The sequence below is a fragment of the Paenibacillus sp. FSL H7-0690 genome, from assembly GCF_037980415.1.
Lineage (GTDB): Bacteria > Bacillota > Bacilli > Paenibacillales > Paenibacillaceae > Paenibacillus_AQ > Paenibacillus_AQ odorifer.
Genome location: NZ_CP150281.1, coordinates 4,874,338 through 4,900,578 on the forward strand (window position 1 = coordinate 4,874,338; position 26,241 = coordinate 4,900,578).

27 protein-coding genes and 1 pseudogene are annotated in these 26,241 nt (G+C 36.1%); 4 read left to right on the forward strand and 24 right to left on the reverse strand.

Annotation, left to right across the window (positions count from 1 at the left end):
• Window positions 1–37: 37 nt before the first annotated feature.
• Window positions 38–955: a LysR family transcriptional regulator gene (locus MHI32_RS21540; RefSeq protein WP_076281398.1), complete on the reverse strand. Its 918-nt coding sequence runs from the start codon at window positions 953–955 to the stop codon at window positions 38–40.
• A gap of 164 nt (window positions 956–1,119) precedes the next feature.
• On the opposite strand from MHI32_RS21540, the gene MHI32_RS21545 reads away from it, so the two are divergent.
• Complete coding sequence (locus tag MHI32_RS21545) at window positions 1,120–1,869, forward strand: SDR family oxidoreductase (RefSeq protein ID WP_076129478.1); 750 nt, start codon at window positions 1,120–1,122, stop codon at window positions 1,867–1,869.
• Between the two features lie 78 nt (window positions 1,870–1,947).
• On the opposite strand, the gene MHI32_RS21550 is transcribed toward MHI32_RS21545, so the two are convergent.
• The 11 genes from MHI32_RS21550 to MHI32_RS21600 form a co-directional block, all read right to left on the reverse strand.
• Window positions 1,948–2,238, reverse strand: a complete 291-nt coding sequence (locus MHI32_RS21550) for a MazG nucleotide pyrophosphohydrolase domain-containing protein (protein WP_036676004.1) — start codon at window positions 2,236–2,238, stop codon at window positions 1,948–1,950.
• A gap of 61 nt (window positions 2,239–2,299) precedes the next feature.
• Window positions 2,300–2,653: a cyclic-phosphate processing receiver domain-containing protein gene (locus MHI32_RS21555; RefSeq protein ID WP_175618934.1), complete on the reverse strand. Its 354-nt coding sequence runs from the start codon at window positions 2,651–2,653 to the stop codon at window positions 2,300–2,302.
• Between the two features lie 111 nt (window positions 2,654–2,764).
• Window positions 2,765–3,133 carry a type II toxin-antitoxin system PemK/MazF family toxin gene (locus tag MHI32_RS21560; protein ID WP_076221035.1) on the reverse strand — a complete coding sequence of 123 codons (369 nt, stop codon included), beginning with the start codon at window positions 3,131–3,133 and terminating at the stop codon, window positions 2,765–2,767.
• 3 nt (window positions 3,134–3,136) lie between these two features.
• Window positions 3,137–3,295: a hypothetical protein gene (locus MHI32_RS21565; protein WP_175618933.1), complete on the reverse strand. Its 159-nt coding sequence runs from the start codon at window positions 3,293–3,295 to the stop codon at window positions 3,137–3,139.
• Window positions 3,296–3,603: 308 nt separating this feature from the next.
• On the reverse strand, window positions 3,604–4,962 hold the full coding sequence (locus MHI32_RS21570; protein WP_076302722.1) for an LLM class flavin-dependent oxidoreductase: 1,359 nt from the start codon (window positions 4,960–4,962) through the stop codon (window positions 3,604–3,606).
• Window positions 4,963–4,993: 31 nt separating this feature from the next.
• Window positions 4,994–5,806 (reverse strand): ABC transporter permease, encoded by an 813-nt coding sequence (locus MHI32_RS21575; protein WP_076129474.1) that lies wholly within the window; start codon window positions 5,804–5,806, stop codon window positions 4,994–4,996.
• Window positions 5,803–6,654 (reverse strand): ABC transporter permease, encoded by an 852-nt coding sequence (locus tag MHI32_RS21580; RefSeq protein WP_340010797.1) that lies wholly within the window; start codon window positions 6,652–6,654, stop codon window positions 5,803–5,805. Before MHI32_RS21580 ends, MHI32_RS21575 begins: the two co-directional genes overlap by 4 nt.
• A 37-nt stretch (window positions 6,655–6,691) precedes the next feature.
• Complete coding sequence (locus MHI32_RS21585; protein ID WP_076278390.1) at window positions 6,692–7,702, reverse strand: aliphatic sulfonate ABC transporter substrate-binding protein; 1,011 nt, start codon at window positions 7,700–7,702, stop codon at window positions 6,692–6,694.
• A gap of 43 nt (window positions 7,703–7,745) precedes the next feature.
• A complete protein-coding gene (locus MHI32_RS21590) occupies window positions 7,746–8,522 on the reverse strand; it encodes an ABC transporter ATP-binding protein (protein WP_076303990.1) in 777 nt (258 codons plus the stop codon).
• A 407-nt stretch (window positions 8,523–8,929) separates the two neighbouring features.
• Window positions 8,930–9,706, reverse strand: a complete 777-nt coding sequence (locus tag MHI32_RS21595; protein WP_340010799.1) for an RNA ligase family protein — start codon at window positions 9,704–9,706, stop codon at window positions 8,930–8,932.
• A gap of 320 nt (window positions 9,707–10,026) precedes the next feature.
• Complete coding sequence (locus MHI32_RS21600) at window positions 10,027–10,329, reverse strand: hypothetical protein (RefSeq protein WP_076308888.1); 303 nt, start codon at window positions 10,327–10,329, stop codon at window positions 10,027–10,029.
• A gap of 318 nt (window positions 10,330–10,647) precedes the next feature.
• Here MHI32_RS21600 and MHI32_RS21605 point away from each other — a divergent pair, with 318 nt between their 5' ends.
• Entirely contained in the window at window positions 10,648–12,390 is a 1,743-nt protein-coding gene (locus MHI32_RS21605) for an ATP-binding cassette domain-containing protein (RefSeq protein WP_076129468.1), read from the forward strand.
• Window positions 12,391–12,619: 229 nt separating this feature from the next.
• Here MHI32_RS21605 and MHI32_RS21610 read toward each other — a convergent pair whose 3' ends face one another.
• The 8 genes and pseudogenes from MHI32_RS21610 to MHI32_RS21645 all read right to left on the reverse strand — a co-directional run bounded on the left by MHI32_RS21610 (window position 12,620) and on the right by MHI32_RS21645 (window position 21,661).
• Window positions 12,620–13,339 carry a hypothetical protein gene (locus MHI32_RS21610; protein ID WP_340010802.1) on the reverse strand — a complete coding sequence of 240 codons (720 nt, stop codon included), beginning with the start codon at window positions 13,337–13,339 and terminating at the stop codon, window positions 12,620–12,622.
• A 251-nt stretch (window positions 13,340–13,590) separates the two neighbouring features.
• Window positions 13,591–13,716, reverse strand: a pseudogene (locus MHI32_RS21615) (sporulation initiation factor Spo0A C-terminal domain-containing protein); the annotation flags it as partial.
• A gap of 332 nt (window positions 13,717–14,048) precedes the next feature.
• Complete coding sequence (locus MHI32_RS21620) at window positions 14,049–14,780, reverse strand: DUF4145 domain-containing protein (protein ID WP_340010804.1); 732 nt, start codon at window positions 14,778–14,780, stop codon at window positions 14,049–14,051.
• 51 nt (window positions 14,781–14,831) lie between these two features.
• Window positions 14,832–15,671, reverse strand: coding sequence for an HNH endonuclease (locus MHI32_RS21625; RefSeq protein WP_340010806.1), 840 nt, complete (start codon window positions 15,669–15,671; stop codon window positions 14,832–14,834).
• Window positions 15,672–15,708: 37 nt separating this feature from the next.
• The gene (locus tag MHI32_RS21630) at window positions 15,709–16,356 is read right to left on the reverse strand and encodes a restriction endonuclease (RefSeq protein ID WP_340010808.1); all 648 of its coding nucleotides are present in this window, start codon (window positions 16,354–16,356) and stop codon (window positions 15,709–15,711) included.
• A gap of 294 nt (window positions 16,357–16,650) precedes the next feature.
• Window positions 16,651–18,339, reverse strand: coding sequence for an ATP-binding protein (locus tag MHI32_RS21635; RefSeq protein ID WP_340010810.1), 1,689 nt, complete (start codon window positions 18,337–18,339; stop codon window positions 16,651–16,653).
• Between the two features lie 3 nt (window positions 18,340–18,342).
• The gene (locus MHI32_RS21640) at window positions 18,343–19,446 is read right to left on the reverse strand and encodes a dsDNA nuclease domain-containing protein (RefSeq protein WP_340010811.1); all 1,104 of its coding nucleotides are present in this window, start codon (window positions 19,444–19,446) and stop codon (window positions 18,343–18,345) included.
• Between the two features lie 880 nt (window positions 19,447–20,326).
• Window positions 20,327–21,661: a flagellin gene (locus tag MHI32_RS21645; RefSeq protein ID WP_340010812.1), complete on the reverse strand. Its 1,335-nt coding sequence runs from the start codon at window positions 21,659–21,661 to the stop codon at window positions 20,327–20,329.
• A gap of 506 nt (window positions 21,662–22,167) precedes the next feature.
• Between MHI32_RS21645 and MHI32_RS21650 the strand changes: the two genes are divergently transcribed.
• Complete coding sequence (locus tag MHI32_RS21650; RefSeq protein ID WP_340010814.1) at window positions 22,168–22,437, forward strand: recombinase family protein; 270 nt, start codon at window positions 22,168–22,170, stop codon at window positions 22,435–22,437.
• Window positions 22,438–22,811: 374 nt separating this feature from the next.
• Here the strand turns inward: MHI32_RS21650 and MHI32_RS21655 are convergent, their stop codons facing one another.
• From MHI32_RS21655 to MHI32_RS21670, 4 genes are all read right to left on the reverse strand, one after another.
• A complete protein-coding gene (locus MHI32_RS21655; protein WP_340010816.1) occupies window positions 22,812–22,985 on the reverse strand; it encodes a hypothetical protein in 174 nt (57 codons plus the stop codon).
• A 313-nt stretch (window positions 22,986–23,298) separates the two neighbouring features.
• Window positions 23,299–23,448, reverse strand: coding sequence for a hypothetical protein (locus MHI32_RS21660; RefSeq protein WP_340010817.1), 150 nt, complete (start codon window positions 23,446–23,448; stop codon window positions 23,299–23,301).
• Between the two features lie 118 nt (window positions 23,449–23,566).
• Window positions 23,567–24,163, reverse strand: coding sequence for a recombinase family protein (locus MHI32_RS21665; RefSeq protein WP_340010818.1), 597 nt, complete (start codon window positions 24,161–24,163; stop codon window positions 23,567–23,569).
• Between the two features lie 814 nt (window positions 24,164–24,977).
• Window positions 24,978–25,628, reverse strand: a complete 651-nt coding sequence (locus MHI32_RS21670) for a hypothetical protein (protein WP_340010819.1) — start codon at window positions 25,626–25,628, stop codon at window positions 24,978–24,980.
• A 386-nt stretch (window positions 25,629–26,014) separates the two neighbouring features.
• On the opposite strand from MHI32_RS21670, the gene MHI32_RS21675 reads away from it, so the two are divergent.
• Window positions 26,015–26,167 carry a hypothetical protein gene (locus MHI32_RS21675; RefSeq protein ID WP_340010821.1) on the forward strand — a complete coding sequence of 51 codons (153 nt, stop codon included), beginning with the start codon at window positions 26,015–26,017 and terminating at the stop codon, window positions 26,165–26,167.
• The last annotated feature ends 74 nt before the right edge of the window (window positions 26,168–26,241 follow it).

Genomic DNA, 26,241 nt, shown 5'->3' on the forward strand with positions numbered 1-26,241 from the left:
AGCGTAAAGGTTAGATAAAATTTACCAAGGCATACTGTTAACTTCGTCTAATCATTTCATCAAATTCATGCTTTAGCCTGTTGATAAATCTTCGGGCGGTCTGGGAGGTCTGTTTGGAAGCAGAGACAATAGCTCCTGAATATTTCGCACGGGTATCTGGTGATCGTAACTCGATGGTTTTCATGAAGGCAGAAGTCATCTCTGATATTTTTAGAAACGAATAATCCAGACCAATTGTGATGGCCAGTCCTTCTGCAACTGCATTCTCAATCGCCCGTGTGTTGTTACTTACAAAAAGCAAATTGATCGGCCCATAGCCAGATAAATATCGCTCTACATAGTCCTTAATGTAAGGATCATCGTATAAAACTAACGTCTGCCCCACTAACTGATCCGGTGTAAGGATTGAATTCAGGGCTAGCGGTGACTGTGGATGTACACCAACTACAATTTTTCCTTCCATTAACCGTTCAAACTTAACCCCCTTATATGTGTCAGGCATTCCCTCCGGTGAGACCATAAGTCCAATGTCCATTTCATCCTGAAGTACATTATCCAGAATTTCTTTGGGTCCTTTTTCAAAAATCTCTATTTTCACATTTGGAAAATCTGCCTTAAAACTAGAGATTACCTTCACCATCAGATGCATGGGTCCAGGTATCGTAGCAATTTTCAAATGACCACTTAACGTATCGCTGTAAATCTGTGCCTCTTCTTTTAATTCATTTACTTTCATCAGGACTTCATTTGCTTTGCTAATAATGGTATTTCCTTCTGCTGTGGGAACCGCCTTTTGCCCGCGCGAACGGATGAACAAAGTAACTCCCAGCTCAGCCTCCAGCATGGTAATGGACTGACTCATTGCGGATAGAGTGATATGACGATTCTGAGCTGCTTTGGTTAAAGAACCAATCTTTGCGACTTCTACAATATTCTCGCATTGCTCTAAATTCATTTGAATCACCCCTTAAGTTAATCTTTACTTAATAACTATTAAATTTACTTAAATTTTAATTAATTTAGACAAGTGTTACAATGTAAATAAGTTAGTAAGTAACCATTTTTACTATATCAACTTTCATTTCTAGTATAACTATATTTCTTGAGGAGGAAACTCAAATGACAGACAAAAGAGTAGCCGTAATAACAGGTGGAGCCAGTGGAATCGGGAAACAAACCGCCATTAAATTTGCAAGTAAAGGTGATCAAGTTGTCGTTGCCGATTTCAATCAACAATTAGGTGAAGAAACGGTAGCACAAATTATTAAAGAGGGTGGCGAAGCAATTTTCGTCAAAACAGATGTTTCCAAATATGAAGATGTCGAAGCGCTGGTTCAAAAAACTGTAGATACTTATGGAAGAATTGACGTTATGTTCAACAATGCCGGGATCGGCCGCGTCACTCCTGTACTAGACCAAGACCTTAAGGATTATCACAGTGTCATTAATGTCAATCAGCATGGTGTAGCCCATGGGATTATCGCTGCTGGTAAAAAAATGCGTGAGCTCGGCATCAAAGGTGTGATCATCAATACAGCTTCTGTATTTGGATTCCTAGCTTCCCCAGGTACATTCGCATATCACGCTTCCAAAGGTGCGGTCATTATGATGACTAAATCCGCAGCACTTGAACTTTCGGTTCATGGCATCCGCGTGCTTGCCGTTGCTCCAGGCGCTGTAGATACGCCAATTATCCAAGGATATAAAGATCAAGGAATGGTTGACCAAATGAAGAGCAAAGTAATGGGTAACAAACTAACATTACCTGAACAAGTTGCAGACACTGTATACTTGCTCTCCTTACCAGAAGCTAGTGCAATTAACGGTAGTGTTGTAATGGCTGATGAAGGTTATGCTTCATTTAAATAAAGTATAGGGTGAAAAAAATCCAAGGCTTCCCTCGAGGGAGGTCCTTGGATTTTTTTAAAAGTATTCAATAGATACACCCTACTCCCAAGTCCTCTGTTCATTAATCTCCAGCTTACGTTTAAACGCCTGCTCCAGATCAATACCAAGTTTATTGGCCAGATCAAAAATATTCCACACCACATCGTACATCTCGTATCCCAAGTTTTCTTTCCGCTCCGCATCTGGATGAAAAGATACCGACAAAACCTCTTTGGACAACTCCCCAACCTCAGTCATTAAGTACAGCATTCTCTGCTCAATGGTGCTGGTATCAAACCCTTTGATTTCACTGAACTCCTTAACATACTGTTGAAACTCTGCTGCATTCATTTCCTTACGCCTCGCTTTTTGGTATAAAGTTATGTAAAGATTAACACATCTCTTAGTCCCATCAATCTCCACTATACTTATTGACTGTTATGGGATAATAGTAAATTTCTATATCCTTCTTTATAAAACCTCTGCGTTGAGCTGCCAATAAGGTCTCGTACATATTCCTTCTGCCTACAGGATTATCCGTATGATGATAAATCTTATTCGCCCTTAAACCATGCTCACAAAAGTATTTCACAAAATCATACCCGTTCTTTAGTTCAATTCCCTCGGCGTCTTCACCTAAATCATGATCAAGCGTAAGGATGTTCACTTCATTATTTTCGAAAAGTTTAACAGCGTCTTCAAATGTTCTTGCCAAGGTAAACCCTTCTGGACAGTCTCGTAAGTCATCAAGATAAACATTTATCATATCGAACCTCATTTCTTCATGACGTCCTTATCTAGTGAACAGTATCCTCCAGCTTTATGGTACAAAAAAACACTTCGTTGAAGAAGTGTTCTTCAAAAAATTATGTATAATTTACCAAAATCCATCCCCTGAATCGAGGAATTCCATTAATTTTTTCTTAACGTTCTTTAAATCGATTGGGTTTAGTTGACCGATGTAATCAGATGAATTAAAGGAGGAGGCCTCCGCTTGGGCTACGCAATTCACTTTTGCAAATGAACTTTCCCCTAATCCGCAGTCTCTTCCTTTAAATAATGGAATTTTCCACTTATCATACTTTCCTTCAAAATTTTTTATTTTAGAGTGGGTCAATGCAACGAAAACAACAAAAATTGGTAATCCATCAATAATTTCCACTATTGCGACTGGTCTTATTTCGGTTTCTCCTGTTTTTGGATAATCTACTTCATACCAAAAAACTTGCCCGGCTTTTAGATTCATCTATTACTTCTTAAATTCCTCAAACCATTTTTGTTGGAGACGGTTATCAGAGTCAATTTTAGCCTTTCCATCAACTACATTCAAACGCGGTACTTTCGATTTGAAGTTAGGATGTTCAGACAATGAGTTAGGGATATTTTTTTTCTTTTGTACAAGACTCATACCATTTTCCTCCTCCTTCTCACACATTTTAGAATGACACCTCCCAAGCATTTTATTGCTTGGTTTAAGCATATCCGTCTTTGGTATGGTTTAGACCAGTATACCAATGCAGCTGCAAACACTGTAGTTGTGCTCTAATACTATTTAAGTCTATCACAATATTTACCATATATAAACCTTATTGTAGGGCGGTAAACATTTAAAATGTGGCATTTATAGAATGATTTTTTACAATTCAGATTATTCTATTATAACAAAAACACTCCTCTATTGGTTCTTCAAAAACCGATAAAGGAGTGAATCCAACCTTATTTACCAGCCCCTACTTCAGCCACTCTACGATTCTGGAAATGATGGATATCCGGACGCTCCAATCCTAGATGTTCACGAAGGGTACTCCCCGTATACTCAGTGCGGAACAAGCCGCGTGCTTGCAAGATGGGCACAACATGATCCACGAATTCATCCAAGTTGCCCGGCAGTACTGGTGGCATAATATTAAATCCATCGCAGCCGTACTCTTCGAACCACAATTGCATTAAATCTGCCAATTGTTCATAGGTTCCAACAAACTGCATATGTCCTCGTGCACCAAGCAAACGGCGGCCTAATTCTAATATCGATAATTTGTCCTTACGAGCCATATCCATAATCAGCTGAACCCGGCTTTTCATTCCATTTGATGCTTCTACTGGATCAGGAATCTCAGGCAGCTGTCCATCTACTGGGTATTCGGACAGGTCAAACCTCAACATGCCAGACAACATACCAACAACAGCGGCAGGAGGAATCAACTCCTGCAGTTCTTTATATTTACTTTGGGCTTCCTCTTCGGTCGCTCCAATGATCGGAGATAAGCCCGGCATAATTTTTAAGCTACCACGTTCACGGCCATAATCTGCTAATTTGGAATTGACGCTTTCATAGAAGGCCTTAGCCGCTTCAAGCGACTGCTGTGCCGTAAAGATCACCTCTCCAAAACTAGCTGCAAAATCTTGTCCTGGACCAGAAGATCCGGCTTGAATAAGTACAGGATACCCTTGAGGTGAGCGAGGAACATTGAGGGTTCCTTTTGTAGAATACCACTCCCCTTTGTATTCCACTTCTTTGATCTTCTTCGCGTCAGCAAATTGTCCCTCTTCGCGGTTGACGATTAAAGAGTCATCCTCCCAGCTGTCCCAGAGAAGCGTTGCCACCTCAACAAATTCACGTGCCATTTTATACCGAAGTCCGTGCTCTGGATGCTCCGGCTTCCCATAGTTATAAGCTTCCACATCAAGCTGGGAGGTAACAATATTCCAACCCGCTCGGCCTTCACTAATATGATCTAAAGAAGCAAATTTGCGAGCCACATTATAAGGTTCGTTATACGTGGTCGATACGGTAGCCGTTAATCCGAGTTTTTCTGTTTCTGTCGAAAGGGCTGACAACAGCGTCAATGGGTCCAGCATACCCGAAGCTGCTTGATCCGCACCCATCACATACAACAAATCCGCCAAAAACATCATATCGAACTTCCCACGCTCGGCGGTTTTTGCCAATTCGCGATAAAATTTATAATTGAAGATCTTATCCGCTCCCGATTCCGGATGACGCCAGCCATAATGATGATGTCCTGAATAATAAATAAATGCACCTAAATGTAGCTGATCTTTTCTGGTTCCCATAATGACCCTGCCTTTCGAATTCTAGAGTTCGTTAACCTTTGAATGTATCACGCCAATGCAGCCATCTTCTCTCCAGCAATCGAATTGCGGAATCCGAAAGTTTTCCTATCACTGCAAAGATTGAAATTCCAACGAATACTATATCTGTTTGCGAATAAGCTCTGGCATCCTGAATCATATAGCCTATCCCCGCACTTGTTCCCATCATCTCCGCTACGACGAGTACAAGCCACGATGCACCAAGTGATAAGCGAATACCAAGTAGAATATTAGGCATTGCAGCCGGAATAATCATTTTGCTAAGCAGCTGCCATCTTGTATATTGGAAAATACGGGATACTTCAACAAGCTTGATATCAACATTACGAATTCCTAGGAAAGTGTTCAGATAAACTGGAAAAAAAGCACCTAATGAAATCATTAGTATTTTAGAAAATTCACCTACACCAAACCACAAAATGAATAACGGAATAAGGGCAAGTAATGGAATCGTTCGAAGCATCTGTAAAGATGGATCCAGTGTACGCTCTACCAACTTCCCAAGTCCTGTAGATAAGCCAAGCAGCAGTCCAGTAGCAGATCCCAATAAAAAGCCAAGCCCTGCCCGATAGGCGCTAATCCCCAGATGTCGAAACAGCTCACCGCTAGCTATTAAAGAAAAGAACTGCGCAATAATCGTAGATGGAGCAGGCAATGTCGTCGCAGAGACTAGATGGAGCGCAGCTGCCACTTCCCAAATCACCACTAGAGCTAGAGGTACAATCCAACCATGCAGTTTTTTTGGAATCCAGCTTAAACCATCGTCGTGACGCTCTATTTTATTACTGGATAGGTGATTGCTCATGATCCTTTATCTCCTCTATAACTGTCCTGCCATCTTAGCAATCTCGATTCCAACAGCTTCACTAATGAATCTGACAGTTTACCTACTACAGCAAACACGATGATCCCAACAAATACCACTGTGGTCAAAGAAAACGATCGCGCGTCATTGATTAGATAGCCAACACCTGAGCTAGAGCCCATCATCTCCGCTACGACAAGTCCAAGCCAAGCTATGCCCACAGACAAACGGATACCTAAAAAGATGTTGGGCAGTGAGGCTGGAATAATTAACTTACTCACCATCTGCCATTTACTGAATTGCAGTACTCTCCCAACATCAAACAACTTGTTGTCCACCGAACGGATCCCTAGAAATGTGTTCACGTATAATGGGAAAAATGAACCTTTGGCAATCAACAATATTTTTGAGGTTTCACCGAATCCGAACCACAAAATAAATAGTGGAGCGATTGCTAAATGGGGTAGCGTGCGCAGCATTTGCAGCGACGGATCCAGCAAACGTTCTGTTTTGTATGAAAAGCCTACCCACAAACCAGCCGCTAAGCCAAGCCCTCCCCCAATTAAGAAACCAAGCAGTGCCCGCCAAGCAGATATGCCTAAATGTTTCGCCAGCTCACCGGACGCGGTCAAGCTAACCAGTTCCCGCCATATTTCACTTGGCCTTGGCAGCAATATAGGATTTAACTTTCCCATCGCTCCGGCTATCTCCCAAATCAGGAGTAAAGCAATTGGTAAGATAAGTCCAAGCAATACATTCGTCGTTTGGATGGAAAATCCGCGCTTCTTTACTGGATTCTTCTTATGAATTAGTGGCGAGATCACAGCTTTTTCAGCACTGAATTGCATGTAAACAACCTCTTTTCTACATCTGTGGTTTCATCCGTTACTTCAAAGGTTCCTTCAGTGCTGCTTCAATATATTGATTGTCTGTTATTTTAGAAACTTCAATCTCTTTACGGATGTTCTTAATATTAAATTGAAAATCGGCTGTCTTCTGCAATTCTTCAACAACAGCATCGCTAATTGGAATGTTGATCATCTGGGAACGTTCAAACGTACCTTCGATTACCGCTGCCGGAATGTTCCGCTCAGCTGCATATCTTTCAGTCGCTTCAGCGCGATTATCTGTCTCCCAAGCTATAGCTTTGTTGGTTACTTTTAAATAAAGCGTAACTAGTTCTGGATATTTCTCTGCGAACGCTGAACGGGAGATCACAAAAGAAGGAGATAAGACACCCAATTGCTCACCATCCGTCAAAACCTTCCCTTTACCGGTCAATGCATTTAGAGTAATATATGGATCCCATGTAGCCCATGCATCAACGCCACCGGTTTCAAATGCAGGTTGTGCTTCATCAGGCTGTAGCTGGATAATCTCAAAATCTGCTTCTTTAAGACCTGATTCCTCAATACCGCGATAAAGGAAGTTGTAAGCATTGCTGCCTTTTGTAACAGCTATCTTCTTGCCTTTCAGATCCTCCAGTTTCTGAGCAGTACTACTACCAGGTACAAGAAGAGCAACGTTATTCGTACCTTCTAATACTTGTGAGATAATCTTAATAGGAATGCCCGCAGCTTGGGCTGCAATCACCGGCATGTTACCAAGAGTCGCTATGTCCAACTTATTAGAAGCGATCGCTTCTGTCATTGGGGGCCCACTTTGAAATTCCGTCCATTCTACTTTTACGCCCAGCTTATCAAATTCTTGCTCATACCATTTTTCCTCACGGGCCTTACCAAACATCCCACCGCTGCCCTGCACGCCAATCTTAATGGTCACACCTTCATATTTGTTGGCGTCGTTCTTTCCCGCACTCTTTTCATTCGATGCACAACCTGTTGCAAATACAGTCAAAACAAGCATAAGAAGTAGTGAATTACGAAATAATTTCATGGATCATCTCTCCCCTTTTTATAAAAAAATGGACTCTCTTTATCTAGATACCAGCTCCAACATCGATTGCCGGTTCTTCTACTTTCTCAAACTCACTCAGAACCAGTCGACGTAATTCTTGGAAAGAAGTACTGGATCTTTTTCGCGGAAACGGTAAATCGATGGGAAGAATATTGCGAATATGCCCAGGTCGGGGATTCATAATGACTACCCGCTCACCCAGGAATACAGCTTCATCCAGATCATGAGTCACAAATAACATAGTCGTCTTATTGCTCTGCCAAATATCAAGAAGTACCTCTTGCAGATGTGATCTAGTAAAAGCGTCTAGTGCGCCAAAAGGTTCATCGAGCAATAATACATCCGGATTACGGAGCAACGCCCTAGCAATAGATACTCGTTGGGCCATCCCGCCTGACAGCTCACGTGGATAGGATTTCTCAAAACCCTTTAATCGTACAAGTTCAATCAATTCATCTACTTTTTTGCGAACCTCTGGATTTTTAAGCGATAAATTTGCTGCAATATTATGCTCCACCGTCAACCACGGAAAAAGTCTTGGTTCTTGAAAAATAAATCCCTTCTCAATACTCGGACCGTCGATCTGTTTGCCATTCAGTAGAACCGTGCCGCTATAGCCCGTATCCAGTCCTGCCACAATTTTTAGCAAGGTACTTTTTCCGCAGCCGCTGGGACCTATAATCGTAATCAACTCGCCTTTTTTCACCTTCAGCTGAATATTACTTAATGCGATAACATCACCTGCAGGCGCGGCGAATACTTTATTCAAATGTTCGATAACCAGTGTTTCCTTCGACACTCCATTCACCCTTTCCGATAAATTTAAACTAAACTATACTTATGTATTTAATAGGTATTCAGAGTAAAAAAATAATGAAATCCTCTAAAGAACCTTATCCGATTATTCAACTAGGTTTAATTTACATCATCTTATCAGTGACATTCCTCACATGTCAAACATTATTTGCCAAATGGGTGTATGTTTTGTGAAGTGGGGAGGTTTTGCGAATGGCAAGAACATGGTATTAGTTATAGTCGATAGGGATTTATCTAATTGGAGTTCAAAACTGCACAAAAAAATACCGCATATTTATTGGTTTTGGACCAATGAATAAGCAGTATTTTGGGGGCTGTTCACAAACCCCATTGCTTAGGGAACCTCATGCTAAATTCTGAAAGTATCAGCATTGATAATAATTCCAACTATTACTTTCTAAACGTTCTTTCATAATCTTCAAACCGTATTTTTCTAATTTGTTTACGATCCGTTGTTCTAACAATGATTCCTTCTGATTTGCCTGATGCGTCGATGCCTACTTGCGTGTTTTCGAATCTTTTTAAATAAGAATAAGTACTCTCAAGAGAAATTGGAAACTCGGAACCCTTTGTGGTTTCAAGAAGTGGTGCAGACTGCAAATCAATACTTTCAATAAATCTCTTCTTCTCAATTTCATCATAAAATGGTTGATTTCCGTGATCACGCCACACCGCAATTTTCTCCTGCGATAACTCAAGAAGTCTATATAATTCATCCTTATTCAAGGAGAACACATCAAATACACGATACCCTTGAGTTTTTCTGTCAGAATAGTTCTTGGATGCTTTAGTTTTCCCTCCATAAGATTCCTGATAAATTACGGTTAATGCCCAGTCACCCTCAGGAAGGATATCTGCAATTACTTTTTCTGCTAACGGCTTAAGAAATTCCGCAATGTTCCCATAAGGATTACCGATTCTATCTCCTTTTGCATATAACAATTCTTCTCTGGAACCAATTAGATAATCAACTTCGTTATCATCATTTTTTAATAAAATGATCCTTGAATTTTCACCATCTACTTTTTCGTAAACAAAAACATCATCTAATTCTGCGAAGCCTCTTGACTCCGTTAAAACATCATTTAACCGACCTCGTTCACCTAATTGATGATATGTAAGAATGCTTGGGTACTTTGTTAAAGAATTAATTTTCTTTAAATCCATAAACTATTCTCCCACTTTCAAATTCACTTTATATGACTCTTGTTCTTATAAACATAAACAAAGATAGCCAAGGAATATTTTACCACTGATTACGTGTTCACGTGTTATTCCTGATGGGATTGTCATAAAGAGTTCTCCTTATTTGTTTACCAATTTAACTTTGAAGATAAGTATCATCATAATCTACGTAAACATTGTTGATTACGCATGAAGGCTATACGCAAAGAAGGTTCTTATATGTATTTTCAAGTGATACTCATGTAATAGAAAATCAGCAAAATAAGAATATGTAAATAGTAGTAAACACCAATAAATCTTCTTTAATAATCTGATTCAAATATTGTTTCGTTTTTATCATTTGAGAAAATAATTTTTAATTGAGCAGTCGGATTCCAAATCCTACTATCTTTTATAATTAGATATTTCCCACCTGTATATTCATACTCACGAGTCTTACTGTCAATCACCACTGAAAATGTTTTAGCATCTTTTAAAACTTGCGTATTATTAATTACAAGGCCAATTGAACCTTTCTCTAAACCACCAATAGCTATCTCATCTCGTATCATAGCCGTAGATTTAGTATAGTCAGAAGCACTACGATAAATATAAATATAGGGCAAGCCTTAATAAATTCAAGCATGTACGTATCTAAAATAACAAAGGATTTACCCTACTAACTCCACTATAACATTAAATGGAATATGCTTATCTTCTACCAAGGCAATCAATTCCGAGTTGTAGCCATTAGGTATTTATAGGTTTTATGACCATAATTTATTAGTCTGTAAGATTGTATTATCAGATGATTTTGATACCTTTAATGCGAAATGATTGAAGTTGCTTGTAAACAGTGTTACTCTATCAACGGTAAACTCAAAATCTGTACTCTTCAATACATCTTATAATAGTCACTATTTTTAGTTAAGAAAGGTAACACTATGATAAAAGTTGATAACTTATCCTTCGCATTCCCGCAAAAAGAACTATATAAAAACATTTCATTTACGCTTGAAGAAGCACAACATTGCGCTTTTATAGGAACAAGCGGCAGTGGTAAAAGTACACTGATCGATATACTGATGGATCCAGAAAAATATTTGTTCGAAGGCAAGCTAGAGATGGACCCCACCTGCAAAATTGGATATGTAAGTCAGTTTTCGCAACTAGACAAATCTAAAGAAACAACCGTTTTTGAATATATAGGAGAAGAATTTATTAAGATACAAAATGAAATAACAGCGATTCTCACTGAAATGGAAACATCATCAGATATTGATTCATTACTCGAAAAGTATCAATTAGCTCTAGATGCCTTTGATTTAATGGATGGAAATGATTTTGAAAGCAATATTAATAAGAAACTAAATTTAGCCAACCTCTTGAAGCTAAAAGATGTTAGGGTATCCGACCTAAGTGGTGGGGAATTCAAACTTATTCAAGTGATGAAGGAAATGCTGACTAGTCCAGACTTAATGATTATGGATGAGCCCGATGTATTTTTAGATTTTGAAAACCTAAATGCACTTAAAAATCTGATTAATGCTCACAAAGGAATATTGCTAGTTGTTACGCATAACCGTTATCTATTGAATCATTGTTTTAACAAAATTATACACCTTGAAAACATGGAGATCCAAGAGTTCGATGGGCGATATATTGAGTATAACTTCTCATTACTTCAGACGAAAATTGAGTTACAAGAAATCGCAGTCGCTGAACAAGAAGAAATAGAGAGATACGATAACATTATTGATAATCTTAGAGCGATCGCAACCTATAATTCAGAAGCATCTAGAGGGAGAGCGTTAAAAGCTAGGGTTAAGTTTCAAGAAAGATTGGAAGCGCGAAAAATTAAAGCGCCATTCGTTGATATTAAGCAACCAAAAATCAGTTTTGGTGTGGACAATGAATTTGAAGAAGACATCACTGTTTTAAATGTGAATAATTATAGTGTTTCCTTTGATGAGTTGATTTTAGAAAATGTTAACTTTGAGATGAAACCTACAGATAAAGTAGCCCTTATCGGTCCAAACGGTACCGGGAAAACGACTTTACTCCGAGATATCTTTAAAAATAATCATGATTCAATTGAAATAAATGCTGATATTAAAGTGGCTTATCTTTCTCAGCTTCAAGACGAAGTGCTAAAGGATTCTAATACCATACTAGAAGACTTCATCGATGCTGGGTTTGCAACTTATGACGAGATTAGAGCACATCTTTCAAACTATGGCTTTGAAGGAGAAATTCTTACTCAAAAGATAGAATCTTTATCTGGTGGCGAAAAAAATATACTGCAATTGGCAAAAGTTTCTGCTAGCAAAGCAAACTTATTGCTTCTTGATGAACCAACAAGCCATTTAGACACCTATACACAAATCGCACTGGAGAAAGCCATTGAAGATTATAAAGGTGCGATTCTCATGATTTCTCATGATTTCTATTCTGTAGTAAATGGGATGGATTATGTACTAATCATTGACGAGAAGACGATTAGAAAAATGAGTATGCGAAAATTCAGAAAGATGATTTATGCCAGTCATTTTGATAAAGATTATTTAGAAAATGAACAAAATAAAAAAGCAGTTGAAATGAAAATAGAATTAGCTTTAAAAGACAATAATTTTGAACTTGCGAAAGGTATGGTTGACGAGCTAGAAGAGCTGATTAAGTTACTTTAAATTCCAACCTTCTGAATGAAATGATTACAAGAACGATGAAATAAAATGTTGGTGGAAAAGTATCCACATTAAAGACACTGATGAATAGATCTCAGTGTCTTTTTACTGCATTGATTTTATTGATAGCTCTTGCCACGGACAGTGGTCACTTATCAATAAAAATCTTTTTCAACACATTTTTTGCCAAACCTCTCTTCATCTCTCTGGTTGATATAACTATAATGAAGTATCATGAGAAATTTTTATCAAAACAGTCTTTGGTCTCGCATATAATTTTATACCATTGATAACCATAATCCGATAAGTTTGGTAGGATCAATAATTTGTTACCACAGCGGATACAATTATTTTCTGATAAATTTCCGTTCTTGTAGTCCGCTAAGTAACCTTCTGCTAGTTCTACTTCCTTAATTATATTTTCTAGAGCAACATCGCTTATATCAAAAGGGGTCATATCTCCTCTATTTGCATAAATAGAGCGTGAAAAAGCTCCAAATCCACCAACCAGTTCGTGGTGATGGGTATTAATCCGTCCCCCACCTCTCTCAAATAATTTGATCATCGGTTCATATATATCCGGAAACTGTAATGCGATATTGTCGCGCGCATCAAGCAAAGAGCACCAGCGTAAATAATGTATACTTATTAATTTCATAAGCATAATATCAATTTTATTAAAATTCGGACACGTTTCTAAGAAAATGTCCCACTCATTTTCCTCCATCTTAAAACCTAATAACATATCCATACCTATGTATATACTTGCTGCTTCCTTAGAGATAAACTGTAAAAACACGCCGACTCTACGGTAATACTCTGCAATCAAATTAGCATCTGCTTCATATTCACCTCTAGATCTTACTTCTTCGTATCTTTTTTTTGAAATTCCAATGTATAAATTCGCATCAATATTCTTAATTCTTTCAACACCTGATTCGTAATAATTCATGAAAATTCCTCCGACTTAACTCACAAATGTAGTTCTATATCTTGATAGAAGAATTGGTTTATCTAACTATTTTGCCCGATTGTTCTAAGCCCCTGCTTGAGTTTCACCATTTATAAGATGGCTAATCTTTAAATAAAAACAAAACCCAATAAACCATTTAGGTTTATCGGGCGAGATTTAAAAAAGTTTATCGGTTCAAAACAAGTTTATCGATTTTATACTGACTGTACCCCGCACTGCCCCTAACCCTTTCAACTAACCTTATGCTCAATCCGCAGCTTGTCTGCTACCATGGCAATAAATTCCGAGTTAGTAGGCTTAGATTTGGAGATATTAATGGTGTAGCCGAATAAATGACTGATGGAATCGATGTTGCCATCTAGAGCCGTAAGGGTTTCCAAGGTATTTCAAACCATATACTTTTCCCATCTCACTAGGTATTTATAGGTTTAATGACCATGATTTATTGGTCTGTGAATATTGTATTATGAGTTATATATGAACACAAGTTCAAAGCCTATAAACCAAAAAAGAAATTCTTGTGAATTACTCGTTCTATACACACTTCTCTCTAACCGTAAGTTGGAGGATGTTGAACTGATAGTATAATAGCAAGAGACATTAAAGCGACATAATATTCACTTATACAAGAATAACTAAAAAGTCGTATCAATTTTATAATAAATACTAGTTTGCATTCCTTTTTATACTATTTAATATTCAGATCATATTTATCAAGCTCGTAAATATTCTCTAGTGTCTTTTCAATTATTTCAATTCCTAAACGAATTGTCTTACGTTTAGGAAATTCAATTTCATGAACTGCATAATTCCCCAACAATCTTATTTGATGCAAGATATTTCGTTGTGGAAGAGTGATGATTCCCATTTCATGCAAACCATTGATCTTACCTTGAAGATTATCTGATCGTAAAGGATTTCCTTCTTTATTTACTACTTGTGTTCCGTCTTCCTTATATACAAAACCATCTATAACTTTTACCTCCTTACAGATTGCTTCAACTATTGTTCTCAAACCCACTGCTGGTAACAAGTTAGCCTCGGTATTAAAAGACGAGACAACTTCATGATAGACTTGATTAATGAAACTAGGTACATTAGTAAAATTAGAAACTTGATAGAATATTCTCTTAATAGCTACTGGTTTCGGTTCTTCAGGGTACACTGTATAGACAGTGTCATAGAATAAGTATCCATCTTCATCAACTTCTTGACAATCATCACCTGAATATACGTTTGCAAAACAAACATTATCGCAACCCATACATTGAACAATGTGGTACTCGTCATGAAAGTTATAATCATCAAAGCCTGAAGCACTGATAGTGTAAGATAAAGGAATGTTGTCATTGCTTAGAACTTTATGATTAGTGTGTCTTTTGCATCGTTTGCAATATAATTTTTCCGAAAGTATCTCCATCGAGGTCTCCTTTAAATTCTGAGTCTGCGCCTTATAACACTTTGTTCAGTTTTATTTACGAATATCTATTAATTGTTTTAACCTTTTAACACTAAGTAGAGGCTTACGATGTATCATACTGTGACAATTACTACAAAGCATTGCTATATCTTCGATTTTACTCTTGTAATTCCCATTCATTTCAGACACTAATTTCGTATGATGACCTTCAATAAATTTTGAACCTCTATTACCATAAAAATGTTCAAAATCGAATCCACATGCTTCGCAGTACAAACGTCCATGATTTTCGAGAAATTTTTCTTTTGCATCTTTTATTAATCTGTAATCCCTCTCGATCGTTCTATGTATTGCAAATGCGACCTCACCCTCAGGATATTCATTTCCTGCATCGATTCCTTCTACAAGCTCACTGTTGCCTTCATTTATTTGATCTTGTGTGACCACTTGATTATTAATGTCTTTTTGTGATTGTAAATGTTGTCCACTAGTGAAATTCAACAAACCTTCTTTAGCAAGCTCTCGAATCCATTTAAAAAAGGTAGAGTTTTTTGCACTTTTTGTTTTATAAAGATATTCATACTTCAACTTCATATTAGAGGCTATAACTGGATATTGTATGTCATTTATACGGATAAATAATATTGTATAGATAATTGTACCATTGCTTGGTTCATTGACTATATATGTCACACCGTTACCTTGAAACATTTTTGAATCTAATTCACCTTTACCTAAATATCCTATATACCCTTCTTTTTGGGTTTGGTTAAGTGAATAGACATTAGATTTTTCCATTCCCAACTCCTTGTACTTTGAATATTCTTTATCACTTAATATTAATGTTATTTCAATGATATTTTCTCTTACTAACTTTTGTGGAATCTTCATTTAACCTCACCCTTTTCCAGCTATACTAATATCAATCTTACTTTCCCATAACTTGCTTAACGAACCTCTCAGTTTTATAATCCTTGCGCACCTCATGAAGCACACCGTTATTCGCTTCACTCCATGACTCCAGTATCATTCTTGGCTCTCCTTCAATGATATCTCTAGCTACTTTAATATCATCTCCTTTAAACGCCTCAATCACGTTTATCAAGTCAGTTCGATCAAGCAGCTTCACATAGTTTATACCAGCAAGCGTCTCACATGGTTCCGTAAACTTTGCTGTAGCGACAACGATGGCTTTTTTAGCTTTGTAGTACCGCATGCAAGAGAAGACCTCCTGTACAGCACTGATGCCAACTGGATTGTCAATGCGATACCGCTTTGCTTGGACGACATTCCTGACCCCTTCACTATCAGTAAATACCACATCAGCTCCGAAATCGCGGCTCCCTACAGTTTTGTAGACTCCTGAATAGCCAAGTTCCATGAACAGCCTATATAGGTATATTTCAAAGCCTGAACCATCTTCCATTCTGTCGATATCCGCTATTGTGATAGCTTTTAAATCGTAATTCTCTTCAGTAAAAACTGCTAATTTCTTTTGTTTACGTTGGAAACTCAAGATCAACAAACTTAACACAACAATCACTACAACTATTGATGCAGTTAAAACATAGATCATTAGGGCTACCTCCAATATAGACTAGTAAAATCATACCATATCTTCCTTGGAAATAAATCAAATTATTGGATTTTTCGACATATCAAAAGAGACAGTCAAAGACTGCCTCTTTTCTAAAGAAATATGTAAGTCTAATACAGGACTCGCCTACTGACTCATCGAAAAATTTTCTTCTTTGCTATATTGCTTATACAACTCCCAACTAGCTTATGTTTCTTTGCACTTAGTAATGACTGTAACACATCTAAATATATAGATTATTAATAAAAAACTGTGAAAAATATTTCCTTAAAGTCAATCCAGTTCGCCTTCAACATATTTTCCATATTCTTGATATACTTTATCGTAGTTATCTGTTAGAAGCCCTCTAACTTCATTAAGTTTAATAGTGTTAATTTCCTCGAAATTTATTGATTGCTTAGTCTGTTCGTTATCAGTTATAAAAACGAAAGCTTGATGAGAATTTTCAATTAAGGTATCAAAAATATATTTAGTTGTTATATCAGCGTCATGCTCACTAAAATGGTCTTTAAGATAGGAATCAATAATCATAGGTATTTTAATAATACCTTTATTTTTTTTCATTAATTTATAAATTGTTAGGTATTGAACAATAAAAGCCTGCACTTTTGTTGTTCCTGAAAGCGATATTTTCACTGATTCAAAGTTATTATCATAAAATGACTTATATGAAAATTCAATAGATAATAAATCGAAGCTCTCCTTCATTAATTCTTTATACTTTTGTGAAAGATCTATATCCTTTTGCTTTCGTACTTTACTATCAATTATTTTCTTACTTTCTTTTAATTCATCTAACTGATTTTTTAATACATCTATTTCTTTTTCAAGATTCATATTAATTCTATTAAGAGCATAACTATCTGCTCTTTCACTTAATTGTAATAATGAACCATCCGCATCCAATTTACTTCTTATATTAACATCTTCTTTTTTCAGTTCTCTTAACTCTTTTTTTTCTTTTTCTAACTCTTTATTAATTTCCTCCAAAAACATCCTTACTTTATCACGTTCATTAATAAGGTTTTCTCGAGCAACAAACAACTCATAATCATTTTGAAATCCTCTTACTATATGCTGGTGACAGTTTGGGCATTCATCATCTATTTCAGGTTCTATATAGTCATTAATATTAGTTGTAAGCACTTCATATGTCTCGATATATTTATTTTTCTGATAGAGTCTCTTATTAATATTCTTTTTAAGTTCATGTTCAGTATTGATTATGTTTTGATGTATTCTCAATACTAATTCATACTGTTTAATAAACTCATCTTCATTAACATTCTCAATAATTTTAATATTATTTTGATTTTCCTTGAAAATTAATTTCTTACTATCCAATAATGCTTTAATTTGATTTATTTCCACTTCCTTTTTTTGCTGATTTAATCTCAAGTCGTAATATTCATTAGTTCTACTACCAGTAAAATATTCCAATATTATCTTTCTGTATTGCTTAATGAAAGCCAAATTCGAGAATGTTGATGATAAGTAATTTTGCCAACTATTATCTTGGTCAGTATAAAAAAGCGAGAAGATGTGATTAGGGTATAATTTGGTTTCGTTTGATTCATTGTCCATAGTCACAACAGAAATATTAAAAATTTGATTAAGATAATTAGTAAATTCTTTTGTACTATAAAATGAACCAATATAGTCTTCGTTCTTATAAATTTTAAAAAAGTTTTTGCCTTTACCGCTCTTTAATTTCTTTCTAAGTAAGATATATACATCCTCCTGTATAGTGAATCTAAGTATGTATATATTATTAGGATGACTTTCATTTAATGAAAAATTCTTCACATCACAACCAAAGGTATACATCATAGCCCTTGATATAGTTGACTTTCCTGAATCCTTTTGTCCATATACAAGATTCACTCCACTAGTAAAATTAATTTCAAATGCTTTTTTATCGTGTGGCGAAAGAATTGCAAAGTCCTTATATATCAACTCCACAAGTCATACCTCCTTTTCAAGAAATGCAAGAACTATCATTGCTTTTACATTTTCTTCAGAATTTATAAGAAATATCTCTGAATATCTTTCCATTACAGAAATCTCATCAAATATCTCATGAGGATACTTGATGTTGGAATAGTTAATATCAACATACTCATAAATCAAATCATAGGCTTCTTTTTTAGGGTATCCAGATAAATTTTTCATAGAATTCAACTCATTAACTGCAATATGCAATAAGTTGTTTCTATAGTCATCCTCACTTATCAAATGTCTATAATCTTCTTTTGCTATTTTGTTTGATTTTAGCGTACTGATAGTTTGTATTTGTTGTAGTAGAAAATCACTAGTGAGTTCCTCTTTATTAACTCTTATTTCTTTAATTTTATTAAACAAACTATTATAAAATGCTTTACTGTATGAATTATTATCTCCAATTAGGGAATGAATAACTTCTTCTATATGTTGACAAGTTAATTTAAAATGATGCGTTTTTGACAACAATCTATTAACCTCTATCATTTCCCAATCAAAATTAGATTTGCTTGTCTTAGCTACCAAATTACTTTTAACCTTGCTAGATAAATTGTCTAAAATAAAAGCGTCAGACTTAATTGTAACACTACTATCTTTAACCAAATTTGCACCAAAATCATAATCACTGTTCCAAAGTAAGTGTCCTCTAACCTCACATTCACTCATATGTTTTTTAACAGTATCTAAATTATTTTGAATCTTCTCTATTATGGATAATCCTGTTAAATTTTGATCTGTTGTATCGGTATTATCTGTTGTTTTAATTTTACTTTTCTTAACTTTAGCTTTCTTAGTTTTAACTGGTTCTCTTTTTACCAATTCGTTTTCCGTTAATGAACGAGAAGTGCTTTTTGACTGATATAAGTTAACTAGCTTTAGTTTATCACTTACAAAAACATAGTCATCTACCTTTTCATACATAAACGCGAAGTCTTTTTTATCTTTTAGATGACTTAACATCAAATGTATCGCTGTAGAGAATTGATAGTCAAAACCATCTTGTGCGTGGTCACCGCTTCTGTCATCAGGAATTAGCCTTATTCTTTCAATGAGTTTTCTTTCACTCATAAAACCCCTCATTTATAGTAGAGATATTTATCTTAATTATGTATACCATATTTTGTCGTGAATAGAAATAATTAAGCGCGCTTTCTTATTATCGGATCATACAATAATCAATATCCCAAGTTCGTTTTCTCAATTTTCATATATGTGTACATCCAAGAAAGTACTACTTTCTTTCTGGATAATACATTTAAATTTAACTATCCCCTCCTAATTTATCATTCGTAGAATTAAATAGTCTGTGTTAAATGACTAGGTTTTAGAGGGTTTATTGTTTGTAGAACTCCGAATAAATTGAAGTATCTATCATCTATGACTTCACTATGAAGGAAAAGTGAAAAGACGCTTTCTGAATGCAAAACCACAGTACCCTCCAGACTATCGAAATTATTCTTGAATGCTATAACTAACCCACCATAAAATTAAAGAAGCATCACAAGAATGCCTCTAACTTTCATTTTTTTTTGCAATAGCCCTATATAAAGTCGCTCTCTTCACTCCCGTTAGTTCCTCAATCTCTTTCAATGATAGTCAAGAAATCATCATAACAACAAATACAAATCACAAGCAGTCATTGGTCTATTCAATTTTGGTATAGATTATCTAATGGTGTTCCTCAGACAGGTAATAGTTTCTGGGGATGATATGATTTAGGAAATCTGAAAGCATCGGTTATGAAATAGTCCAAGGAAGCATCCTTGGGCTCTTCTTATGCCCAATTTAAGACGCTGAAACGCATGTATAAGGCATTAACATTGTCACTGAGGACTCATTGTTAAAAGGTCAAACAGCCCTAAGATTGACTCCTAGGGCTTCTGGTTGGGATTAAGTTTTATTGAGTTAATCAAAAATAAAATAAGCAGAATCATCTAATGATATTTGCTTATTTTAATAGTTGTAAAACATTTTGTGGTTGTTGGTTTGTTTGAGCCAACATTGCTTGTGAAGCTTGAAATAATATTTGATTCTTAGTTAATTCCATCATTTCTTTAGCCATATCCACATCACGAATACGAGATTCAGAAGCAGTTAGATTTATTTCATAGTTGGAAGCATTATTTAATGCGTGTTCTAACCTGTTTTGAGAAGAAGCAAATTTACCACGCTCAGATGAAACTTTTTCAATTGCCTTATCTATCTTTGATATTGCAGATTCCGCACCTTGTCTTGTTGAAAGGTCAATATTATCAATTCCAAGTGCATTTATTCTAGCATCAGTAAGTTGAAGTGAGTATGATTCTCCAGAGTTAGCACCGATTTGTAATATTATACTCTCTGGAGTTGTCGTCGTCGTCGTATTAGTAATGGTTGTAGTAACTTCGGAATTGTAATTAATATGCGCAGTAGTTCCCGTCCCGAAATAATGTCCTCCATTATTTGTTCCTCCTGCACCTCCACCAATTGTAGATTCCATATTTGCGTCCGCAATGAGGACCAAATGATTTTCATATATTTGAAGCTTCATATTCTTTGAGAGTATCGTATTCTGTTGTGCCGATGTACCGCTAGAACCAAGCTTAATAGACTCGAAAGTAATCTTAATATTATTTAAAGTCTCTTTTAAATCTGCACCAATAGGAGTGTATATATCATCTGGATTGGATGGTGGATTTGTAAAGGTAAAAACAATTCTTCCATCTCCAGTTGTTTGTGGGAAATATCCAAGACCAAAAACTTCAGTTCCAGTTGGATTTTGTAGAAATTCAGTGTAATAAACAGCCCCTGTGGATAATATACTTACAGTTTGAGGTACCAAGTTAGTTACAGTTGTTGTAGTTGTTGTAGTTATGGTTGTGCCTTCTGTATTCAATAAATTATTTTCATTAAATTTAGTATTATTAGCAATCTCATCAATACCCTCTTTAATTTGTTGAACCTCTTCTTGTATTTGTTGTCTATCCTCATTGGTCAAAGTATCATTAGCAGATTGAATAGCCAACTCCCGTAGTCTTAGTAGGTTAGGGTCTTGAATTTCAGAAAGACCACCCTCAGCAGTTTGAATTAGAGATATCCCGTCTTGTATATTACGTTCAGCTTGTTGCAGTCCTCTTATTTGGGCTCTCATCTTTTCACTTATGGCTAATCCTGCTGAATCATCACTGGCTTTGTTAATTCGTAATCCAGAAGCTAACTTTTCCATAGATGATGCCGTTTTTTTGTTGTTTTTATTTAATTTATTTAATGTATTTAATGATGAAATATTATGGTTGATAATCACAAGAAATCTCCTTGAAATGATGTTTTATAAATTATACCATTTAAAGAAGTATACAACAATTAGTTTGGCTGAAGCAGAAGGTTATAAAGAAATGTGGGGTTCGAACTATTTGATAAAGTTAGAAAATATGAGAATTAATTTATATAACAGAATGTCAGAATGACCACTTCATAATTGAAGTGGTCATTTTAATTAAATTGAAATGTAAATTTTCTATTCAAATAATACTTTGTGTTAGATACTGTACGGTGAACCTTATCATAGATGACAGGTAAGATATTACGCTAGCGGAAGAACGATAGTTCAATTAGCCCCTTTATCATGAGGCGGTTTTTCTTTTAGTTGAAAACCAACAATCTTACATAGTCGTCTAGAAGTTTCGACTTTTGTCATAGGGTGAAAACAGTTTAGAAGTCTGAAACATTTGTACTTGTAACAGTCCAGAAGATAGTCTGGAATAGAGGGTGCAGAAGTTATTTAACATTTAGACGAATGGAGTAATTACAATGACAATGTACGGATACGCTAGAACATCGACAGTTGGGCAGGACAATGGACTAGAGACTCAGAAGCAACTTCTTAAAGAAGCAGGATGTGCTAACATCTATCATGAGCAAGTAACTGGAACATCCACAAATAAACGTTTTAGACTAAGCAACTATAAGAACAATGTCAAAAGTGCTTCGCTTGTCGTATCCAAGATAGAACGCCTATCACGTTCCATCCTCGACCTGCACAACACTGTCAATAACTTGCGTGCAGAAGGTTCATTGTGAGATTCTTGAAGGACAATTTACATTTTGAAGCAAATGAAAAAGCTAGATCAATTTAACATTGATGATTATATTTTTATAGAGCCTATTCTAACGACCTATATCATTATCGAAGCGATCATTTCAAAATGAAAATGGGTAATACGTCAGATTGTCTTTACTGATCACTCCAACTCATCATCAAATTATTGGCTGTATGTGTATCTGCCATTTTCCCATATACAAGTCTAGTTTCAACTGTAAACCATCCCCCTCCCGATTTTCCATAACAAAAAAGCCACTTATATAGAGTGGCTAATCATTGTATATATGTTCAACTACTTACTGCTTATCTTCTTCAATTGGATCGAATACCTTAATACATATCTGCACTTGAATTATCTCCAGTCTTCCTCTCTCGAACGCCGAACATCTTCTCTGAGTGCATCAGCCTCTTCTTTCGTCAATGAACCTATTGCTTTTCTGATTTTCTCATAGGATGCAGGTTTTACAACTTGGCGTTTATACTTCAGAAACTCTTCATCTAAAGATTCAAACTTTTTGGGCTTCATAATTTCACTCCTCGGAGATCCATATAAAATTTCTATTTCAAATATACTATATCCGATATGGAGAAAACAAAAAAGTAATCGCCTAACTCCCCACCAAGGAAACGGCAACTACTTTTTTTTTATTGCTCGACAAAGTTCGGTTAACAACTAAAAGATGAAGTTTTAATCCACTTTAATTATATTATCAGCATTTTAAAATTACAAAATTCCCTTTCGCTCAACCGTAGACACACTCTAAGTCAGTTTTAGCGTCATGTTGTCCACGGCAAATATGAATAATACATACCCACAAATGAAATGTGTCAATTAACCTTTATGTAATTTGATACAAATACAAAAAAACACTCATATTGAGTGGCAGATCCTTATATATTGCTTTTACAGCCTTATGCTTATCTTCTTCACTTGGCACACTGTAACGTAGAATCATATCCGCTGAACATGGCTCCAGAATAAACAGCATGTATATCTATTCACCTAGCAGCTAATACGAACAGAAGCCTTCCTCGCAAGGATTGCCTTTCGCATAACATTCATGATCCTTATCTTTCGAGTGATACATTAACATGTTATATTCCTATTCAAATCACTGCTTCTTGTAGTCCACGTTCCTGTAACTCTCGATAAAGTGTACTGCGTCCTATTTTGGTAATTTCGCATATCTGCTTTACGGTGTATTTATTAGTATCTCTATTCACAAATAAATCTACAGCATGGTTTAAACCGCTATGTTTCCCTGTGTATTTCTTAGGACGACCCTTATAGACACCTCTCAATTTCGCTTCAGCAATACCTTCAGTTTGTCGTTCCTTGGTCATATCAGCCTCAAACTCTGCAATACCGCTGAGTACTGTTATAAGAAGCTTTCCAATAGCAGTTGACGTATTCACAACGTCTCCACCCATATTTAATATGACTAGGGCAATCTCTCGGTTATTAAGATCATCTATGATTGTGAGTGCGTCTCTTGTACTTCGTGCCAGACGATCAAGCTTTGGAACTACAATTGTGTCTCCTTTAGTTGCTAATTTCAACATCGCTTGTAGCTCCTTACGCTCCTTAGTCCTACCACTAACTTTCTCTTTAAATATTTTTCCACAACCATAGTCTTGTAATTGCTTAAACTGAACATCCAAATTCTGACCAACGCTGCTTACTCTCGCATATCCATATTTCATCTGTATCTACCTCGTCCCAATATGTATTAATTAACCATATTGTAGCATCATTTTTGAAACATGTATATGGGACATTGTAAACCGTTGATAACACTGAGAGTCCATTATGTCCCAAGAGAGTCTACTTATTTGGGATAACGCTCTCGATTCCATTATGAGCTATTATATGTCTAAATGATCCTATTCTTAATCAGGTGCAAAGGGATGAAATGAAGCCTAATACATTCTATCGTCAAATTAAAGAGTACGATCGTCAATTACATTAATCCTCACTAGAAACCGTTATTTCAACTACACCAAGCATAGTAGCTGTAGTTGAACACTATTTATCCTTTTCGTAGATGTATTGATACTCTATCGGTAATTTTCAAGCATATAAAATTACACATTATATTCACAGGCATTCACTAACATCGTTATCTCCACTTACGAACCCCCAATTAATGGGTAATTGACAACTAATATATTACATTATGATGTTCTAAGCCGTATCGTATCGCTTATAATTAGTATGCTCTTGCTGGGTGGAACTATTATCATTGAGTATCATCCACGTAACTCTGTTATTGTTCATTAAGCTAACGGGCAGTTTAGTTGAACAAAATAAGTGGAGGTTTTATGTCACATTTGACGCATACTGCACAGTAAGGGAGGGATAGTACGGTGAGAAAACTCGCTTATCGCGGCAGCTCTGAACTAAAAACCAAAGTCAAGACTGCCGCTGTTTTTTTAACTAACGTTCCCCTTAACGGAATGAGGATCTGTCATCTATGGTATGGCTTTACTAAGTGGGGCGGTGTAGCCACGTCTGAATTTACGATACGAGTTCAACAGCCTGTGGTAATTTCCTTTCGTATTCCTTATGTAACACATAATGCTGAACGCCTCTCGAAGAGTTAAGGGCTTCCCTAGCGTGCTTGACCGCAGTTTCGATGCAGCCAGTTTTGAGTTCAATTTCCGCGAGTAGTGCTGATCTCATCCAAGGCTTCTTGATGGATTCAAGATGTTTTCGCGCCTGAGCATTCTCCCCGTCCTCCGACAGTAGAATCGTTTCGTAATATGCTCGGTAATCAGAATAGCGGATATACGGTACGGCTTCTTGAACTGCAGTCATATCTTTGCGATAAAGGCCGTATGCCGCCTTGTACGATGCCTGTGCTGCTGCCTTCTTATATTTGTTCATAAGCTGCTCCATAATCGTTTTTGCTTCATCCTCAAGTCTGTTAGCAAAAACATAATTAATATAGAGTCCAGGCATGTTTTTTTGGCTGCGTAAAAAGGATTCCACTCGATCCACACGTTTTTCCAAAGTTAACGGATAAATGAATTGGATTATGAAAAAAATCAGGGTAGCCATCACAGCAGTTCCTACTATCAAGACTCGTGAATAGTCATTGATTGTCATGAATAAGACCACCACGAACAAGACGAAATAAAATGAAATTTTCCACCAAAGATGTTTCATTATAGATCTCCTTTTTAAATCGTAATTAGAAAGTTTGAGGAAAATAAAAGGTGGTGTTCCAATTTTTACTAAATTCGTAAATTCGCCCTGTCTAAGGTATTCGGCAAATGATTAAACTATCCTTTCAGTTATCTTAATTAATCTTTTTCGTAGAGAGACATAGTGATTGTTGCACAGTACGAAGATATTGTGTAATAAAAGAAAGCGTGCTCGTTCAACTAACGGGACACGATAGCTCAATAAATACGATTTGGCAGCTGCGTGATCGATTGCCTTTATTTAACTAGCGGGCAGAATAATATAACAAATAAAACTATATATATAATTCAAATTGATATAGTAGTATGAGATAAAAGGGTTTTGATTGATGAAAATGGAGGAAGTTTATGAAAATTATTCTCTTAGGAATCGCAATTATCCTTTTTGGTATTGCAATGATATTGGTATCAAGTGGATCAGCATCAGTAATTGGTCTTGGAATGTCATTTGTTGGTTTAATCATTTCAATAGTAGGTAGTTTTGTAAATGATAGAAAATAAACTTATTACGTTAAACAAGATAGTTCAACCATGATAATGCTGCTAGCACGATTGGCAGCCTTGCTGCGCTAAAG